Annotated in this window: 16 protein-coding genes and 2 pseudogenes; 6 read left to right on the plus strand and 12 right to left on the minus strand. The window is 39.2% G+C overall.

What is annotated here, in order from left to right; all coding sequences use genetic code 11:
- Positions 1 to 7: 7 nt before the first annotated feature.
- The 3 genes from ADH52_RS01180 to ADH52_RS01190 form a co-directional block, all read right to left on the minus strand.
- The gene (locus ADH52_RS01180) at positions 8 to 571 is read right to left on the minus strand and encodes an HAD family hydrolase (protein ID WP_049509599.1); all 564 of its coding nucleotides are present in this window, start codon (positions 569 to 571) and stop codon (positions 8 to 10) included.
- 349 nt (positions 572 to 920) lie between these two features.
- Positions 921 to 1,655 (minus strand): amino acid ABC transporter ATP-binding protein, encoded by a 735-nt coding sequence (locus ADH52_RS01185; RefSeq protein ID WP_004259929.1) that lies wholly within the window; start codon positions 1,653 to 1,655, stop codon positions 921 to 923.
- Positions 1,655 to 2,338: an amino acid ABC transporter permease gene (locus ADH52_RS01190; RefSeq protein ID WP_001011642.1), complete on the minus strand. Its 684-nt coding sequence runs from the start codon at positions 2,336 to 2,338 to the stop codon at positions 1,655 to 1,657. The genes ADH52_RS01185 and ADH52_RS01190 overlap by 1 nt, the downstream gene beginning before the upstream one ends.
- 190 nt (positions 2,339 to 2,528) lie before the next feature.
- On the opposite strand from ADH52_RS01190, the gene ADH52_RS01195 reads away from it, so the two are divergent.
- The 5 genes from ADH52_RS01195 to ADH52_RS01215 all read left to right on the plus strand — a co-directional run bounded on the left by ADH52_RS01195 (position 2,529) and on the right by ADH52_RS01215 (position 6,958).
- Positions 2,529 to 2,759 (plus strand): DUF1797 family protein, encoded by a 231-nt coding sequence (locus ADH52_RS01195; RefSeq protein WP_000443570.1) that lies wholly within the window; start codon positions 2,529 to 2,531, stop codon positions 2,757 to 2,759.
- A 229-nt stretch (positions 2,760 to 2,988) separates the two neighbouring features.
- Positions 2,989 to 5,247 carry an ATP-dependent Clp protease ATP-binding subunit gene (locus ADH52_RS01200; RefSeq protein WP_049509578.1) on the plus strand — a complete coding sequence of 753 codons (2,259 nt, stop codon included), beginning with the start codon at positions 2,989 to 2,991 and terminating at the stop codon, positions 5,245 to 5,247.
- Positions 5,248 to 5,376: 129 nt separating this feature from the next.
- Positions 5,377 to 5,829: an NUDIX hydrolase gene (locus tag ADH52_RS01205; RefSeq protein ID WP_049509580.1), complete on the plus strand. Its 453-nt coding sequence runs from the start codon at positions 5,377 to 5,379 to the stop codon at positions 5,827 to 5,829.
- A 58-nt stretch (positions 5,830 to 5,887) separates the two neighbouring features.
- Positions 5,888 to 6,187 carry a DUF1827 family protein gene (locus ADH52_RS01210; protein ID WP_000767189.1) on the plus strand — a complete coding sequence of 100 codons (300 nt, stop codon included), beginning with the start codon at positions 5,888 to 5,890 and terminating at the stop codon, positions 6,185 to 6,187.
- A gap of 135 nt (positions 6,188 to 6,322) precedes the next feature.
- On the plus strand, positions 6,323 to 6,958 hold the full coding sequence (locus ADH52_RS01215) for a GNAT family N-acetyltransferase (RefSeq protein WP_049509584.1): 636 nt from the start codon (positions 6,323 to 6,325) through the stop codon (positions 6,956 to 6,958).
- Between the two features lie 80 nt (positions 6,959 to 7,038).
- Here ADH52_RS01215 and metK read toward each other — a convergent pair whose 3' ends face one another.
- From metK to prfB, 7 genes are all read right to left on the minus strand, one after another.
- Positions 7,039 to 8,229: a methionine adenosyltransferase gene (metK, locus tag ADH52_RS01220; RefSeq protein WP_000003942.1), complete on the minus strand. Its 1,191-nt coding sequence runs from the start codon at positions 8,227 to 8,229 to the stop codon at positions 7,039 to 7,041.
- Positions 8,230 to 8,606: 377 nt separating this feature from the next.
- Positions 8,607 to 9,950, minus strand: coding sequence for a DEAD/DEAH box helicase (locus tag ADH52_RS01225; RefSeq protein WP_049509586.1), 1,344 nt, complete (start codon positions 9,948 to 9,950; stop codon positions 8,607 to 8,609).
- A gap of 140 nt (positions 9,951 to 10,090) precedes the next feature.
- Complete coding sequence (locus ADH52_RS01230) at positions 10,091 to 10,906, minus strand: endonuclease/exonuclease/phosphatase family protein (protein ID WP_049487796.1); 816 nt, start codon at positions 10,904 to 10,906, stop codon at positions 10,091 to 10,093.
- Positions 10,907 to 10,957: 51 nt separating this feature from the next.
- Positions 10,958 to 13,138: a PTS transporter subunit IIBC gene (locus ADH52_RS01235; protein ID WP_080977831.1), complete on the minus strand. Its 2,181-nt coding sequence runs from the start codon at positions 13,136 to 13,138 to the stop codon at positions 10,958 to 10,960.
- A gap of 185 nt (positions 13,139 to 13,323) precedes the next feature.
- A complete protein-coding gene (ftsX, locus tag ADH52_RS01240; RefSeq protein WP_049509588.1) occupies positions 13,324 to 14,250 on the minus strand; it encodes a permease-like cell division protein FtsX in 927 nt (308 codons plus the stop codon).
- The gene (ftsE, locus tag ADH52_RS01245; protein WP_004263501.1) at positions 14,243 to 14,935 is read right to left on the minus strand and encodes a cell division ATP-binding protein FtsE; all 693 of its coding nucleotides are present in this window, start codon (positions 14,933 to 14,935) and stop codon (positions 14,243 to 14,245) included. Before ftsE ends, ftsX begins: the two co-directional genes overlap by 8 nt.
- Positions 14,936 to 14,952: 17 nt before the next feature.
- Positions 14,953 to 16,048 (minus strand): peptide chain release factor 2 gene (gene prfB, locus ADH52_RS01250; protein WP_125386088.1). Its coding sequence is split into 2 segments (ribosomal slippage): positions 14,953 to 15,975 and positions 15,977 to 16,048, totalling 1,095 coding nucleotides; the frame shifts between segments, so codons are not numbered across the junction.
- A 169-nt stretch (positions 16,049 to 16,217) separates the two neighbouring features.
- Here prfB and ADH52_RS11880 point away from each other — a divergent pair.
- Positions 16,218 to 16,314: pseudogene (locus ADH52_RS11880) on the plus strand (helix-turn-helix domain-containing protein); the annotation flags it as partial.
- A gap of 258 nt (positions 16,315 to 16,572) precedes the next feature.
- Here ADH52_RS11880 and ADH52_RS01260 read toward each other — a convergent pair.
- Both ADH52_RS01260 and ADH52_RS11380 read right to left on the minus strand, forming a co-directional pair.
- Positions 16,573 to 17,148: a DUF6572 domain-containing protein gene (locus ADH52_RS01260; RefSeq protein WP_049509591.1), complete on the minus strand. Its 576-nt coding sequence runs from the start codon at positions 17,146 to 17,148 to the stop codon at positions 16,573 to 16,575.
- A pseudogene (locus ADH52_RS11380) lies at positions 17,145 to 18,285 on the minus strand (hypothetical protein); the annotation flags it as partial. The gene ADH52_RS01260 and the pseudogene ADH52_RS11380, both read right to left, overlap by 4 nt.

An 18,285-nucleotide genomic window follows, 5' to 3' on the forward strand; every position in this document is an offset into this window, starting at 1 on the left:
CTTTTTCTTACATGTCTAATACTTGTCTTAAATTCACGATACTGGTAAACAAGTGGGTATCGAGTCCAGCAGCTTGCCCTGCTTCGATATCAATCGGCCGATCACCGATGACAAGACCAGAGTTAATTTGATACTTTTCTCTTAAATAAATCATGGACTCAGGATCTGGTTTTCTCTTAAAGCCTGAGTTAGAAGTCACCACTTCTGTAAAATAAGCTGCTATAGAGGTTTTTTCTAAAATTTCCAAGACCTGATTATTTCGATGAGAAACCAAAAAATGACGGCCATCTTGATTTGAAATGTCTTCCAATAAGTCAGAAACTCCATCAAACAAAATCGGATGTTCCAGCTCTCTGGCTTCATTTTCCTTGTACTTTTCTAAAAAATTCTCTAAGTTGGGAGCGAATGTCTCAATCGCAAAATCAGTAGAAACCTTTAAAGCTTGATAGACACTGTCATGGTCTTGTGTGATGCCATACAATGCCAATGTTTCAACAAATGCAGCTGTTGAAGTTTCGTAATTATCCAGTAAAGTTCCACCTAAATCCCAGATATAATCGTGATATTTCATACCCTTCATTATAGCATTTTTTTATGAAAAAAGCGATGATTTCCTTGAGTTTTCCACATAAAAAATGCTCTATATTATTTGTAGTGGGTAAATCTATTATAAATACTATGAAACCTATTTTCTTGTAGAAAAAAGTTCCATATGACCCATAATGAAAAGCGACCAAACCATCATTAGAGAGAATCATATGGAACAATTATATTTTAACACAAAACTACTTTATATTAAAAATCCTAATATCCAATTTATGGATGTTATTAATAAGGGGGGTAACTTCTCAAAGTAAGTTCCACTTGACTGGTATTGAGCCTAGCTTTTCACTAATCTTCTCTTGAAAGTTTAAAATAGATTATAAAACCTTACTCAAGAAGTCTTTAGTCCGCTGTTCTTGGGTTTGTTCAAAAATCTGTTCGGGTGTTCCGTCTTCAACAACCACACCGTCTGCCATAAAGATGACACGGTCTGCCACCTCACGAGCAAATCCCATTTCATGTGTTACGATAACCATGGTCATTCCTGACTTGGCTAAGTCTTGCATAACAGCCAACACCTCTCCTACCATTTCAGGGTCCAGGGCTGAAGTTGGCTCGTCAAAGAGCAAGACATCAGGTTCCATAGCTAAACCACGCGCGATGGCAATCCGTTGTTGCTGGCCACCTGACAAACTCTGAGGGTAAGCATCTGCCTTATCTGGTAAACCAACTTTTTCCAAAAGTTCCTTAGCTCTCTTCTCTGCAACTTCCTTACTTTCACCTTTAGTCTTGATAGGAGACAAGGTGATATTTTCCATCACAGTCATATTAGGAAAGAGATTGAATTGTTGGAAAACCATGCCCATCTTCTCACGCATGGCAAAGAGGTCATTCTTCTTGTCCGTAATATCGACTCCCTCAAAGATAACCTTCCCCTTGGTCGCTTCTTCCAACAAATTCATAGACCGGAGCAAGGTAGATTTTCCGCTCCCTGAAGGACCGATGATAACGACAACTTCTCCTCTTTTAATCTCGAGGTTGATTCCCTTCAATACTTCATTCTTTCCAAAGGATTTATGTAAATTTTCAATTTTTATCAAGGTTTCTGTCATTATTTCTTATCTCCTTGTCCCATACGTTTTTCAAAAGCTTTCAAGGCAACTGTCAAAATAGAGGTCATAATCAAGTAATAAAAGGCTGCAAATAAAAGTGGTGTTAAAGGTAGATAGGTTGTTGTAGAAACTGTTGTAGCCCCATTCCATAACTCCATAACACCGATAGCTGATAAGAGGGAACTATCCTTGATAATAGTGATAAATTCGTTCCCCAATGCTGGCAAGATATTTTTGATTGCTTGTGGCAAAATCACATAGCGCATAGCATTTTTAGGACGAATCCCTAAAGAATAGGCCGCCTCTAACTGCCCCTTAGGAACCGCATTAATCCCAGCCCGAACAGTCTCAGAAACATAAGCACCACTGTTCATAGAAATAATCAAAATCCCTGGAATCAGACGAGAAAGGTCAACACCTAAAATCCCAACCTGAATAGTCGGAGCATTGATATGCATAAGAGCAAAGGCAATCATAATCTGAACCATCATTGGCGTCCCGCGGAAAATCCAAACGTACAAGTTGGCTAGCCAAACAAGCGGTTTAAACTTTGAACGTTGCCCAAAAGCCAAGACAACACCCAAAATAGTTCCCAAAAAGACAACACAGATAGAAATGAGAACCGTCACAACAGCCCCATAGTTAAAATAAGGTAAATACTTAGGTAAAAAAGAAAAATTCATAGTCACACTGCTTTCTAAAATAGAATACTGTATGATTATAACATCAATTGAATTAAAATTCAAATCTTTTGTCTAATTTATTCAAAAAAACTTTAAGCTAGTAGAATTAGCGAGAAATCTTAGTTTTTTCTAGGCAAGTTGGCCTCCTTTATGGTAAAATAGTAACGATAAGAAATGAAGGAGAATCAAAATGGAATCACATTTGGTTAGAATCATCAACCGCCTTGAAGCAATGGCAAAAGACGGCGGAAATTTAAAACGTAATTTTGAACGCGAAGGAGTTGTTGTTGCAGAAGTTGCATACAGCCACGACGAAGAAAACGGATCAATCTTTACCCTTCGTGATGTAGAAGCTCGCGAAACTTATACGTTTGATAGCATTGACTTGATTGCAATGGAGATTTACGAACTCCTTTACTAATACAAAACAAGCTGGGATTGCCCCTGCATGTCTAACCAAAATCCTTTTTGTCTCACAAATAGGATTTTTTTATTCCCTAAAATCTCAAAAATTTTCATTGTAACAACTTCTCAAAGCTGCAATCTTTTTACTTGCTTTACACCCCAATCCTGTTATAATGAGAGTATAGAAATTTGACTATTTTTGACCTTTAAACAGGTCAGGCTAAAGAAAGAAATGAGGTAGATGTATGCTTTGTCAAAACTGTAAAATCAATGACTCAACAATTCATCTTTATACCAATCTCAATGGAAAACAAAAACAAATTGACCTCTGTCAAAACTGCTATAAGATTATCAAAACAGATCCTAACAATAGCCTCTTTAAAGGTATGACGGATCTGAACAATCGTGACTTTGATCCCTTTGGTGATTTCTTCAATGATCTAAACAATTTCAGGCCTTCTAACAACACTCCTCCTACCCCCCCAACCCAATCAGGTGGAGGTTACGGTGGAAACGGCGGTTATGGTTCCCAAAATCGTGGACCTGCTCAAACTCCGCCACCAAACCAAGAAAAAGGTTTGCTAGAAGAATTTGGTATCAACGTGACTGAGATTGCCCGTCGTGGCGATATCGACCCTGTTATTGGGCGCGACGATGAAATTATCCGTGTCATCGAAATTCTCAATCGTAGAACTAAGAATAATCCTGTCCTTATCGGTGAACCAGGTGTCGGAAAAACGGCCGTTGTCGAAGGTCTAGCTCAAAAAATCGTTGATGGCGATGTTCCACATAAACTCCAAGGAAAACAAGTCATCCGTCTGGATGTGGTTAGCTTGGTGCAAGGAACGGGGATCCGTGGACAATTTGAAGAACGCATGCAAAAACTCATGGAAGAAATTCGCAAACGTGAAGACATCATCCTCTTTATCGATGAAATCCATGAAATTGTCGGTGCTGGTTCTGCTGGCGATGGCAATATGGATGCGGGAAATATCCTCAAGCCAGCCCTTGCTCGCGGGGAACTGCAACTTGTCGGTGCTACTACCCTCAATGAATACCGTATCATTGAAAAAGATGCTGCCCTAGAGCGTCGTATGCAGCCTGTTAAAGTAGATGAACCAACCGTGGAGGAAACAATCACAATCCTCAAAGGGATTCAAAAGAAATACGAAGACTACCACCACGTTCAATATACCGATGCTGCGATTGAAGCAGCTGCAACTCTTTCCAATCGTTACATCCAAGATCGCTTCTTACCTGACAAGGCCATTGACCTCCTAGATGAAGCGGGTTCTAAGATGAACTTGACCTTAAATTTTGTGGATCCTAAAGTGATTGATCAGCGCTTGATTGAGGCTGAAAATCTTAAATCTCAAGCTACACGAGAGGAAGATTTTGAGAAGGCCGCCTACTTCCGCGACCAGATTGCCAAGTATAAGGAAATGCAAAAGAAAAAGGTCACAGACCAGGATACTCCTATCATCAGCGAGAAAACCATTGAGCACATTATCGAGCAGAAAACCAATATCCCTGTTGGCGATTTGAAAGAGAAAGAACAATCTCAACTCATCCATCTAGCCGAAGATCTCAAGTCTCATGTTATTGGACAGGACGATGCAGTTGATAAGATAGCCAAGGCTATTCGCCGGAATCGTGTCGGTCTCGGTACGCCAAACCGTCCAATTGGAAGCTTCCTCTTTGTCGGACCAACTGGTGTCGGTAAAACAGAACTTTCCAAACAACTAGCTATCGAACTCTTTGGTTCTGCTGACAGTATGATTCGCTTTGATATGAGTGAATATATGGAAAAACACAGTGTGGCTAAATTAGTCGGTGCCCCTCCAGGTTATGTCGGCTATGACGAGGCTGGGCAATTAACTGAAAAAGTCCGCCGCAATCCCTACTCTCTTATTCTCTTGGATGAAGTAGAGAAAGCCCATCCAGATGTCATGCATATGTTCCTCCAGGTCTTAGACGATGGTCGTTTGACAGATGGGCAAGGACGAACCGTTAGCTTCAAGGATGCCATCATCATCATGACTTCAAATGCAGGTACAGGTAAAGCCGAAGCCAGCGTTGGTTTTGGAGCTGCTAGAGAAGGACGGACCAATTCTGTTCTCGGTGAACTCAGTAACTTCTTTAGCCCAGAGTTTATGAACCGTTTTGATGGTATTATCGAATTTAAGGCTCTCAGCAAAGATAACCTTCTTCAGATTGTCGAGCTCATGCTAGCAGATGTTAACAAGCGCCTCTCTAGCAATAACATTCATTTGGATGTAACTGACAAGGTCAAGGAAAAATTAGTTGACCTCGGTTATGATCCAAAAATGGGAGCACGCCCACTTCGTCGTACTATTCAAGACTATATTGAGGACGCAATCACTGACTACTACCTTGAAAATCCAAGCGAAAAAGACCTCAAGGCAGTTATGACCAGCAAGGGCAAGATTCAAATTAAGTCTGCCAAAAAAGCTGAAGTTAAAACTTCTGAAAAAGAAGTATAAATCCTATAGAAAAGGAGTAGAAAATGAAAATTTTCTGCTCCTTTTTACTAAAATAACTATAAGTTCTTGACAGCTCGGCCTTTGTCCATTAAGATAATAATAAAGATAATAGATAATGAGGAAAATGCAATGGCAAACCCAACTTTCGGAGAAAAAAAAGCGAATACTGACTATGTTGCTCGTTATGGAGTATATGCTGTTATCCCTGATGCTGAGCAAAAACAAATTGTTCTTGTTCAAGCACCAAATGGCGCTTGGTTCCTACCAGGTGGTGAAATTGAAGCAGGTGAAAATCATCAAGAAGCCCTAAAGCGTGAATTGATTGAAGAGCTTGGCTTCACAGCTGAAATTGGTACCTATTACGGACAAGCTGACGAATATTTCTATTCTCGTCACCGTGACACCTACTACTACAATCCCGCCTACCTCTATGAAGCGACCTCTTTCAAAGAAGTGCAAAAACCACTAGAGGACTTTAATCATATTGCCTGGTTCCCTATTGACGAGGCTATTGAAAACCTCAAACGTGGTAGTCATAAATGGGCTATCGAATCTTGGAAAAAACAGCATAAGATTGACTAAATCAAGCTACTTTATTCAAAAAGTGCTATAATAGAATTAGAAAATTGGAGGAAATGTTATGAAGCTTATCAATACGACAAACTCACACTCGCAACTTGTAAAAAGCCAGCTAGAAAGTACAGACGCAACCCTTGTTGAGGTCTATTCTGCAGGGAATACCGATGTTATTTTTACCCAAGCTCCGCTTCACTATGAAATCCTCATCTCAAACAAACACCGCGCTATTCGAGAACCTGAAATCGAAGCTATTCAAGAATTTTTCTTGAAACGTAAAATTGATAAGGACTCTATTGATGAGGCCAATATCAAAACCCTCTATTCAGAAAAATTAATTGGAATTTCGATTCCAACCAAATAAAATCTTGGAGAGATTAGAAAGTGCTTTGAACCTTATGGAACAAAATTAGGTTTATTTAGCTTTTTAAATCATCTCCAATTTTTTATCTATAAAATCTTGTCATACAAGATTTTGTAGATAATTAAGGAGACAAACATGGGAGACATCATATATAGAGAGGCAAGAATTGAAGAAAGCGAAAAAATTGGAAAATTATTAGCCAATTCCTTTCTTGACTATCCCTTTTTAACGATTATAAGGGATGATTTAAAGAAGCCTGATTATTATCCTAATTTTGTAGAAACATTACAAACAATGCTTACTAGAGTCTATATTAAGAAGGGAAACTGTTTAGTTGCGGAACAAGATGGAGAATTACGTGCAGTCGCCCTTTTGCAACAAAAGGATTTCTGTATACTATCCTATCTACAAAATGGCGGAACAAACATTTTTCGCTACATTCGACCACGAAATCTTTTTAAATACTTTGACTTTGTAAAACGTTCCAAAAAGCACTTAGAACAATCAGGAGAGTTTGATTGGTATTTGATGGCTTTAGCTGTTAATACAGCAAGTAAGGGGCAGGGAATAGGCAGTACTTTTCTGACACAAGGGATTGAACCTTATGTCAAATCAAAAGGCTGTAAACACTTGGGACTCATAACCAGTACAGCTAGAAATTCCTCATTCTACGAGAAAAACGATTATGTATTACTGGACCATATGGACTTAAAATACGGGTCAAAATCAATTGGTAACTGGGCATTTTTGAAAACAATGAATAAATTATAACAGGCCAGCAATTTGCTGACCTATTAAAAAGGATAGCTCATATTTACAAAAACCAACGTTCAAAACGTTGGTTTTCTTATCTATTTTACTGCTTCTTTCAAAGCATCTACCTTGTCCAAACGTTCCCATGGAAGGTCAATATCTGTACGTCCCATGTGTCCATAAGCCGCTGTTTGACGGTAAATTGGACGCTTAAGGTCCAGCATTTGGATAATTCCTGCAGGACGAAGGTCAAAGATTTGACGAGCAGCTTTTTCAAGTTTGCTTTCAGCTACTGTTCCTGTACCGAAGGTATCGATACGAACAGAAACAGGTTGCGCAACACCGATAGCATAGGCCAATTGCACTTCTGCCTTCTTAGCAAGGCCTGCTGCAACGATATTCTTGGCAATATAACGAGCCGCATAAGAGGCTGAACGGTCCACCTTAGTCGCATCCTTACCAGAGAAGGCACCACCACCATGACGAGAGTAGCCACCATAGGTATCCACGATAATCTTACGACCAGTCAAACCTGAGTCCCCTTGAGGTCCACCGATTACAAAGCGACCAGTTGGATTGATGAAGAATTTTGTTTGCTCATCCAAGTAAGAAGCCGGAATAACTTCTTTAATGACCTTGTTAATCACATCATTATGAATTTGTTCGTTGCTGACTTCTGGATCGTGCTGAGTTGAAATCACGACTGTGTCCACACGTACTGGACGGTCATTTTCATCATACTCAACTGTAACTTGTGATTTAGCATCTGGGCGAAGATAGCTGATTTCCCCAGACTTACGAAGTTCTGCCAAACGACGAACCAATTTATGACTGAGTGAAATTGGCAATGGCATGAGCTCTTCTGTTTCATCCACTGCAAATCCAAACATGAGCCCTTGGTCTCCAGCACCAATCAAATCAAGCGGATCTTGGTCTGCATTCCCACGAACCTCCAAGGCTTCGTTGACACCTTGGGCAATGTCAGGAGATTGTTCCACCAAAGATGGATGTACTCCTACAGTCTCAGCAGAAAAACCATATTCTGTATTGGTGTAGCCAATCTCTGCAATAGTATCACGAACCACACGGTTAATATCCACATAGGCATTTGTAGATATTTCACCAAAAACATGGACGGAACCAGTATATACAGCTGTCTCAGCAGCAACGTGCGCCTCTGGATCTTTAGCTAAAATAGCATCCAAAATCGCATCTGAAATTTGGTCTGCAATCTTATCTGGATGCCCCTCAGATACAGATTCAGACGTGAATAATTTACGTTCTGACATAAAAATGTCCCCCCTTAAAAATAGTGTTATAGAGTTACAAAGTACTGATAGGTATTTTCATTTTCTAAGAGTTACAACGCGTAAGAAATAAAAACGATACTTTTTATTTCTGAAGCTAGTAAGACGCATAGGTTGACCGCATTATAGCGGCAACCGTAGAATGACGAGCTACTTTAGAGCCGTCATGCTTTGCGAATTACAAAGTACTGATAGGAAAACTCTTCGCGATAAATGCCTACCATCTTATCGGGACTATATAACTCTATCATTATACCATTTTTTAGCGCAATTTGCAGTCTTTAATGTAGTGTTTCTGTTTAGATAGTTCGTTCTCATAAATAAAAAAAAATTGGAGCTCAGTACTCCAACTTTTTCTATTAAAATGTTTGGCGTTTTGCTTTACGCTCTGCACGACCGCGAGCACGATTTTCAGCGCGCTTGGTCTTGCGGCGTTTTTCATCAACCGCCCATTTAATTTTTTTCTTATAACCTGGTTTGACTTTTTTCTTTTTCTTTTTAACCAAACCAATCATTTCGATATCAAGTTTATCTTGTTTTTTCTCACGGTTGGCACGACGATCACGGTCATAAGTATCTTGAAATTCCCCGTCTTTGACCATCTTAGGAGTAAACTTGATTCCCAATTTCTCCAACTCACGGATATCCGAGTCATCACTTGGCTGATAAAGAGTAATAGCTGTACCTGATAGGCCATTTCGTCCAGTACGACCAACACGGTGCACGAAGAAAGACAAATCTTGCGGAATGGCATCATTGATGACATGGCTGACACCTTCAATATCAATCCCACGTGCTGCCAAATCTGTTGCGACAATATACTCAAAATCCAGATTTTTCACCTGGTTCATGATACGTTTGCGCTCACGAGGGGCAATATCCCCATGGATTTTTGCCACCTTCAATCCTTGAGCAGTCAGATATGAATGCAATTCATCAGCACGCATTTTAGTGTTAACAAAAATCATTGCCAAATACGGTTGCATCAACTGAGTCAATTGGTAAATTTGAGCATTCTTATCTCGGCCCTTGGTCGAAATCAACCAATTATCAATGGTATCAGAAATGACCGTTTTGGTCTTGATTTTCTCCATAACAGGATTTGATAAGTATTTTTTCAAGAATGGTTGCAGTTTTTGTGGAATAGTCGCTGAGAAGACCATGAATTGCAGGTCTTTTGGAAGGCTTCCAGCAATCTTATCAACAGTTTCTAAGAATCCCATATCCAAGGTCATATCTGCCTCATCGACCACAAAGGTCTTAGCCTTGTGAATAGCTAGATCACCAGACTTAACTAAGTCATAAATACGGCCAGGCGTTCCGATAACAATATGAGGCTGGTTACTTGCCAATTTGTCAATCTGGCGAGCCTTATCAGTACCACCCACGTAATTAACCACACGAACTTCGACTTCTGAGTGATTAGCAATCTGACGGGCTGCTTGGTAAATCTGAGTAGCTAATTCACGACTCGGTGCAGTAATCACGGCTTGTACACTATCGCTGGCTTCATCTAATTGCTGGAAAATCGGCAATAGGAAAGTGTGAGTCTTACCCGAACCTGTTTTTGATTCACCGACTAGGTCACGACCTGCCAAAACAATAGGAATCAACTTATCTTGCACCTCTGTTGGAGTTGTAAATTTCAACTCGTCCAAGGCTTCACAAATATATTTTTTAAATTGAAATTTCGTAAATGACATAATATCCTCGATTCTATCTATCTTATCAATTATACCACATTTTATTCCATTTCAGTAGTCTCACTTATTTAGGCTATTTCCGGTAGCTTTTCTAGTCAGAAAAAGGCTGGAACTTCGTGATTCCAACCTCTTTTCAGTTATTATTTCCAGTTTAAAATAGCATTCAAGCCATAGTGATCACTAACTTGCGGACTATTGTTGCCATCAAATACGACATGTAAATTTTCCACCGCTAACTCTTTGGTAGTAAAAACATAGTCGATTCGAAGGGGTTCTGTGTTCCCTTTCCAGCCATCAATTTCTGGTGGAACAGTATAGCTACCACTTTTCTCTTGAGCAACTTCAAATGCGTCTTGTAAACCTAATGGGCTAGCTAAAATAGCTTGGTAACCTTCCTGACCAGCTGGGTTATTGAAATCTCCAGCCAGCAAAAGTGGCTTGTTCAATTCTTTCAAGACAGCCTCAAATCGTGCCCATTCTTCTTGGAAACCTTTATCCCACCAAGAAAGATGGACACTGGCAACTGCAAGTTCATTACCATCGACTACAGTTTCAGCCAGGGCGACACGGCGAGTATGATAGTCTGTTGGATCATCCACATCTGAAACCAAAATTTCTCTGGCTTCAATAGGTGTTTTAGACAAGATAGCTACACCTTCATGGTAGCGGTCATAACCGATATGGTTATAGGCCCAAGTCCAGTAGTAATCTTTTCCTTGCTCAGACAACTTTTCAACCAAAAGTCTAACATAATGGTCTTGGTGAATAGGCTCAGCAGCTGGCAAAGCTTGATAAAGGTCATTAACCTCCACCTCTGGTGAAGTGATCTCTTGATTGATTTCTTGGAAACAAATCAAATCATAGTCTTTATTAAGAATATCTTCAAGCAAGAGCTGGAATTTTTCCTCAGCTTCTTTTTCCATCCAACTGTGAGTATTGAGTGTTAAAAATTTCATGCTTTTCTCCCAAAATAAGAGGTTGGAATACAGCTTCCAACCTCAAGTGTATTACAATTCTACTTTAGCAACTGCTGTTTTAGCTGCAAGAGAACCTGTTTGTTCTAATTTAACTGATTTAATAGCTTCAGCATTTGTGAAGACAACCACTGTTGAAGTTTCACGACCAGCCGCACGGATAGCATCCAAGTCAGCTGTGACAAGAAGATCACCTGCTGCAACTTTTTGTCCTTCAGCCACATGAACAGTAAATGGTTTTCCTTCAAGACTTACTGTGTCCAAACCAATGTGAACAAGTACTTCAAGACCCGCTTCAGTCACAAGACCAAGAGCATGTTTTGTAGGGAAAATGCTTGATACAGTACCTGAAACAGGAGATACAATGTTTCCATTTGCAGGTTCTACTGCAAATCCGTCACCCATCATTTTTTGAGCAAACACTGGATCTTTCACTTGTTCCAAAGCAACAACTTGACCATCTGCTACTGAGTAAACTTCCTCAGTAAGACCTTTGAAGTGTACAGTGTTTTGTTGCGCTTCTGTCATTTGACTTGGAAGAGTTTCAGGAATGATTTCACCTGAATCAAGGATATCTTGGATATCAGATTTCAATACGTCTGCTTTTGGACCGTAGATAGCTTGAACTCCTTGTCCTTTCATGACAAGACCCATAGCTCCTTCTGCTTTCCATTGTTCTGCATCACCGACTTTGTCAGCATCTTTTACAGTTACACGAAGACGAGTCATACATGCATCAACATCAACGATGTTTGCACGTCCACCAAGAAGGTTAATAATGTTTACAGCTTGAGAGCCTGCTGCAACTTTCACTTCGCTACTAGCTTCTTCTGAACCTTCAGCAGTTTCGTAATTTCCGTTACGTCCTGGAGTTGCGTAGTTGAATTTTTGAATCATGAAGTTTGCGATAAAGTACATGATTACGGCAAAGAGAACAGTTACCCAGATAAAGTTAACGATATCCATACCAATACCAGCATTAATTGCTAGTGGTGTACGAGTCAAGAATTCAATTGAACCGAATGAGTGGACACGTAGGTTTACTACGTCAGCCATAGCGAAGGCAGCACCTTGAACAAGTGAGTAAACAAGATACATAGGTGTTGCTACAAACATGAACATGTATTCGATTGGTTCAGTAACCCCTGTCAAGAATGTTGCAAGAGCTGTCGCAATCATCATACCTTTATATTGATGTTTCTTATCAGCATCGACATTACGGTAGATAGCCACAATCACACCCATCAAGATACCGAACGAACCGATCATTTGTCCAACTTTGAAACGAGCTGGGTGAACAGTATCTAACAATTGTTGGTAGTGACTTGCATCTGTACCTTTAAGGTTAACAAGGTCTGTTACCCATGCAAGCCAAAGTGGATCTTGACCAAATACTTGGCTACCTTTTGCTGCACCAGTTAAGACTTCATAAGTACCACCAAGAGCTGTGTAGTTCATTGGGATAGTCAACATGTGGTGAAGACCAAATGGCAAGAGCAAGCGTTCCAATGTACCATACAAGAATGGTGCAAGGATTGGAGCAGTTTCTTGTGAGTTAGCAATCCAGATACCAAAGCTATTGATACCAGTTTGCACAAGTGGCCAGAAAGCTGAAAGTACGATTGCAGCAATTACTGAACGAAGAATAACTACAAACGGTACAAAACGTTTTCCGTTAAAGAATGAAAGTGCATCAGGAAGCTTACGGAAGTTGTAGTATTTGTTGTAAGCAGTTGCTCCAATAAAACCAGAAATAATCCCTACGAAGACACCCATGTTAAGTGCTGGAGCTTCCATAACACTAATGAAGTAATCAGCAACTTTGATTGATCCACCAAAGAGAGTTGTGACCATAGCTTCTGGATTTTTCAACATATCTCCTGATACGCCAAAGATTGTACCAGTGATACGATTGATTAGGACAAAGGCAAGACCTGCCGCAAACGCACCACCAGCGCGTTCCTTAGCCCAGCTTCCTCCAATAGCGAGGGCAAACAAGATATGAAGGTTAACGATGACTCCCCAACCGATTTGCTCTAGTACACCACCAGTAGTAACGAGTGGGGCAAAGTTAGGGTTGATCATCACAAGTGACTTACCGATTGAAATCATCAAACCAGCAGCCGGCATAACCGCGATAACCACCATCAAAGCCTTACCGAATTTTTGCCAAAACTCGAAAGACAAGACATTTTTGAATGTATCTTTCATCATTCAAATCTCCTTTATTTTTATTTAGGCAAACGTTTTACGAAAACGTTTGCACTTAACTATGTATTAATTATACCACTTTAATTTTTTTTGTAAAGGCTTTTATAAAAAAAAGTAGACTTTTTTCTAAAATTTTTGTAGTAAAAAAGGAGATATTAAAATCTCCTCATATATACTTCTGTTTTATTTTAGATTTTCAGGAATCGGCGCATTGAAATTCCTGATCCGATTGAACCGATAAAAATTCCAATCACAAATAATAGAGCAATCATCAGTGGACTGAATATTTCTGGTGATATCATCGAAAGGTTCTGACCAACCAATGACTTATTAACCGATTGGTAAACCATTTTATAGACAATAAATACCAAAACTGACGGAAGTGTTGCTCCAAGCAAACCGATAAAGGCACCTTCAAGCAAGAAAGGTCCGCGGATATAACCGTTCTTAGCACCTACTAAACGCATAATTTGAATTTCACGGCTTCGTGAAATGATGGTGATACGTATAGTATTAGAAATCAAGAACACTGCAATGAAAATCAATAATCCCGCGATAACTAGTCCCCAGACACGAATAAATGAGGCTAACTTAAACAAGCGTTCTGTATTAGCACCACCATCTTGAACTTCTGATACACCTTCGATTTTTTTAGCCTCTTCTGCTACTGTCTTTACATCACTTGGTGTATTGGTATCAACGATATATGCATCATAGAGTGGATTGGCATCGCCTTCAAAGATTTTCCAGTTATCCCCCATTGTTTCTGTCAACTTTTCATATTGTTCTTCTTTACTTGAAAACATAACACTTTTAACGGTTGACATACCTTTCAAAGCATCATATACCTTATGGTAGTCGTTATTTGTAACAGTTTGACCTTCTTTTTCAATCGTCTCACTATTATCAGCTACGTCCTTACGAATGTATACCATTACTCGGACATTATTTTCGATATCTGTAGCTAGTTTAGCCGTATTAAAGATAACAGATGCAAATATTGCAACCAAGGTCAAAGTAATCATAACTGAACTGACAGCAGCTACTGTCATCCAGCCATTTCGTTTCAAACTTTTTAACGATTCAAATAAATGACGAAAAAATCTACTAATCATCGTATCCATATTCTCCTTTAGCTTCGTCACGAACGACACGGCCATTTTCAATGGCAATGACACGGTGGCGCAAGGTATTTACAATCTGACTGTTGTGGGTAGCCATCAAGACAGTTGTACCTTGGAGATTGATGCGTTCCAGCAAGTTCATAATTTCCCATGAATTATCTGGATCCAAGTTTCCTGTTGGTTCGTCCGCAATCAATACTTTTGGATTGTTTACAATGGCACGTGCAATTGCAATCCGTTGCTGTTCTCCCCCTGAAAGTTCATTTGGGAAAGAACGAACCTTATGCTTCAATCCAACCAAGTCTAAGACTTCCATAACACGTTTTTTGATATTACGGCGGCTCTCACCAATAACTTCCATTGCATAAGCAATATTTTCATAAACGGTTTTCTTTGGTAACAGTTTATAATCTTGGAAGACAACCCCAACACTACGACGTAGGAGAGGGACATCTTTCTTTTTAATTTTAACCAGATTAAAACCAGCAACAGTTAAGCTTCCTTTTTCGATTTTTACTTCACGGTACAAAGCTCTAATAAATGTTGATTTCCCAGCTCCTGACGGACCTACGATATAGGCAAATTCCCCGGGTTCAACAGTGACTGAGACACCTCGCAAAGCAGTCGTTCCGTTGTCGTATTTTTTGACGACATCTCTCATTTCAATGATTGACATGTGAGTTCCTTTCTATCTTAGCTGATTCGCCACTTGAGGTAGGCATCGATAAAACCATCTAGGTCCCCATCCATAACCTTATCTACCTGCGCAACTTCAAAGCTAGTTCGATGATCTTTTACCATAGTATAAGGCGTGAAAACATATGAACGGATTTGGCTTCCCCATGTGATTTCCTTTTTCTCACCCTTGAGAGAATCAACTTCCGCTGCTTTCTTTTCTTGCTCCATTTGATAGAGCTTAGCCTGCAACATCTTCATGGCACGATCTCTATTTCCATACTGGGTACGATCGACCGTTGACTGGACAACAGTCCCAGTAGGAATATGTGTTAAACGTACACCTGTGGAAACCTTATTGACGTTTTGTCCACCAGCTCCACCTGAACGGAAGGTGTCCATCTTGATATCATCTTCACGAATTTCCACTTCAATGGTATCATCCAATTCTGGCATTACTTCCACCGATGTGAAAGAGGTATGGCGACGTTTAGCAGAGTCAAATGGTGAAATTCGCACCAAACGGTGAACACCCATTTCTGACTTGAGAAGGCCATAGGCATTAGGCCCTTCAAATGATAGGGTTACTGACTTAATACCAGCTTCATCTCCTGCTTGGTAATCCAAAACTTCTACTTTAAATCCTTTGGCATTTCCATAGCGAGTGTACATACGAAGTAACATATCACCCCAGTCCTGAGCTTCAGTACCACCTGATCCTGGATGGATTTCCAAAATCGCATTATTATGGTCATAAGGTTCTGACAAGAGAAGGGTCATCTCATAGCTAGTCATCATTTTATCGAGTTCTGATAGCTGTGCAACCAATTCTTCATGCACTGACTCGTCTTCAGCTAAAAAGTCTAATAAAATTTCAACTTCATCCTGCAACTCTTCCATTTTGTGGAAGGTGTTGTAGGTGTTTTTTAATTCATTTAATTCTTGCGACGTTTTTTGGGCCGCGATATTATCGTTCCAAAAATCAGGTTCTGTCATCTTGTTTTCCAAGATGGCAATCTCTTCCTCTAGACCCTCGAGGTCAAAGAGACCCCCTGAAAGAAGCTAATTTTTCACGATTTGCGTCAATTTTCTGACGAATTTCTGAAATGTCCATAAATACTCCTTTTTTATATCGTTTTATTATACCATAATCTATCATTTCTTTCCATTTTTTGCTCTAATGACTTTTTCTATCTTGATTATACAATCTAATTGCACAATAAAAACTCATAAAATTTTCTAGTAAAATAGAATTGAACGAACTAGTTACCAAAAAAAGTTTTATGAGCTACCATCATTCTACCATAGACAAGAGTGAAAGTATTCTCATTTACTGTACTCAAGGCCTAAATTTTTTATCAAATTGCTAAGTTACCTCATCTTTATTAAACTAAATTATGAAATTCCCCAAGTGTTATATCCTTTATGCCTAACTTTCGGGGTACAGTCCAGTTCATACACATAGATCTTTTATCTCATAATCTCCCTGTTTCTTAATAGGGTATAAAAAATCGTCGTATGAATGTTCTGCATGTCAATTGTCGGCATAAATAGTTCGCTATTTTTACCTATTTAACAAAATCCTTCGTAACCTAGTCCAATTATACCACAAAAAGAGAGCATCTTTCGCTCCCTTTATTACTCCGGTAATTCTACCTTCAAGCTCATATCCGTCGGTTGTAATACCTTCTGAACTGCTGCAAGAAAGGCTAGTCCATTATCAGATGGAGAATATTGGAATGTGATATGGATGACTTTTTTATCAAAGCTATCGCCATATCGCTCTACATATTGCTTACTTTCGAGGAAGTAGATGTAGTTATTGAGTTTTTCTTGAAGTTTCAAGAGATGCTCTTCTTCGGTATCTGGAAGCCAAAGATTGCCATCTATTAATAAAAGTTCCAAGTCTGTATCACTCGCTCCGATTGCATCAATTTCTGAAACATCTAACTGAATTGGAGTTTCTTTTATCCAAAATTTTGTTTTTATCAAATGATAAAGTCGATTTATTGCATCACTTTCATTTTTAAATTCGTCTCTTATCCAGATATCTTGGCGCTCATTAACCTCATATACTTTATATTGACTAGATTTCTCATCGTAATAGTATCCCAAGGTAAATTGACCTTCAAATCGTTCATCAAACGCAATATGAAATATCCCTATCTTATCTCTGTGTTTATTAACGAAATTTACTAGTTCTTGTCTCGTCATTTAAATTCCTCCATCATCCCCATATTCAGCATATCAATTCCTCCAAAAGGTGTTACAATCTGTTCAGCGCCACCTGACATATCACCCCATTCTGCCGCTTTCCCATGAACACCATACTTAATATCATCACTAGACATACTCAAAGAAGTAGATGTATCGGATATATATTTTCGATACTTATCCGACAGCTCTAAAAATTGGTCTTGTGACACCCCTTCAATTCCTTCTTCTCTCAAAATCCTATTAAAAATCTTGATATCACCTTCACTGATAGCATCAATTTTATCAAAATAACTATCGGTTTTAAAGTTACCGTTATGGTAAGCTTTAAGATTTTCAACATATGGAATTGAACGTTGACTGTACGTATATGGTCCTTCGCTAGGAATATCCGAGAAGTTACCTCCTCCCATATGTCCAAACCGGTCCCATCGCTCTGGTAAACCAGAAGTTCTCGTTATAGGATGTACAGTTCCTTTTTTAAATCCTAATCTTTCTGGCCAATCATATGAAATCCAACCATCTTCAATTGATTTAACATATTGTGCATCAGAAGGAACATTGATATCTACTTTATCATCAAGCTCAGTAAAATACTTTTGAAGTTTTTGAACCTTTTCTTCTAAACTTAAGTCAGTTTTGTATAATTCACTGGTATACTGCTTCACCTTGTCAAAGCTTGATACTTTCTCAATTGTAAAACTGTCTGTTGGTTTGGAAATCACATCAATCCGAGTCCCTGGTTCAATTTTAGTGCCACCTGTAAAGCGACCTTTTCCTTCACCTACGATAGTACCGCCATATTTTGATAGATTATCCAGAATATCTTGGCGTTTAATGGATAAACCATCTTTTGCAGTCGTGTAATCTTGAATGCGAATTTTTCCAGTTTCATCTACACCGACAGCTTTTAATTGGATACGTTGAATTTCATCTGCTACATTACGTGTCTCAACGGTTATCCTAGTCTCGACATCTTTGAAATTTGTCTTGAAGTCATCAATCTTTGTAGTTGAAAACTCTCTGTAGTTAGCAAAATTTTGTTCAGATACGTTATTTTTCACATTATTGAGACTAAACTTGCTGGCTGCTGAGGAGACCGCATAACCTCCTACGATATTCCCGATAAAGTTTGCG

It is taken from the genome of Streptococcus pseudopneumoniae (assembly GCF_001072665.1).
Taxonomy (GTDB): Bacteria; Bacillota; Bacilli; order Lactobacillales; family Streptococcaceae; genus Streptococcus; species Streptococcus pseudopneumoniae_S.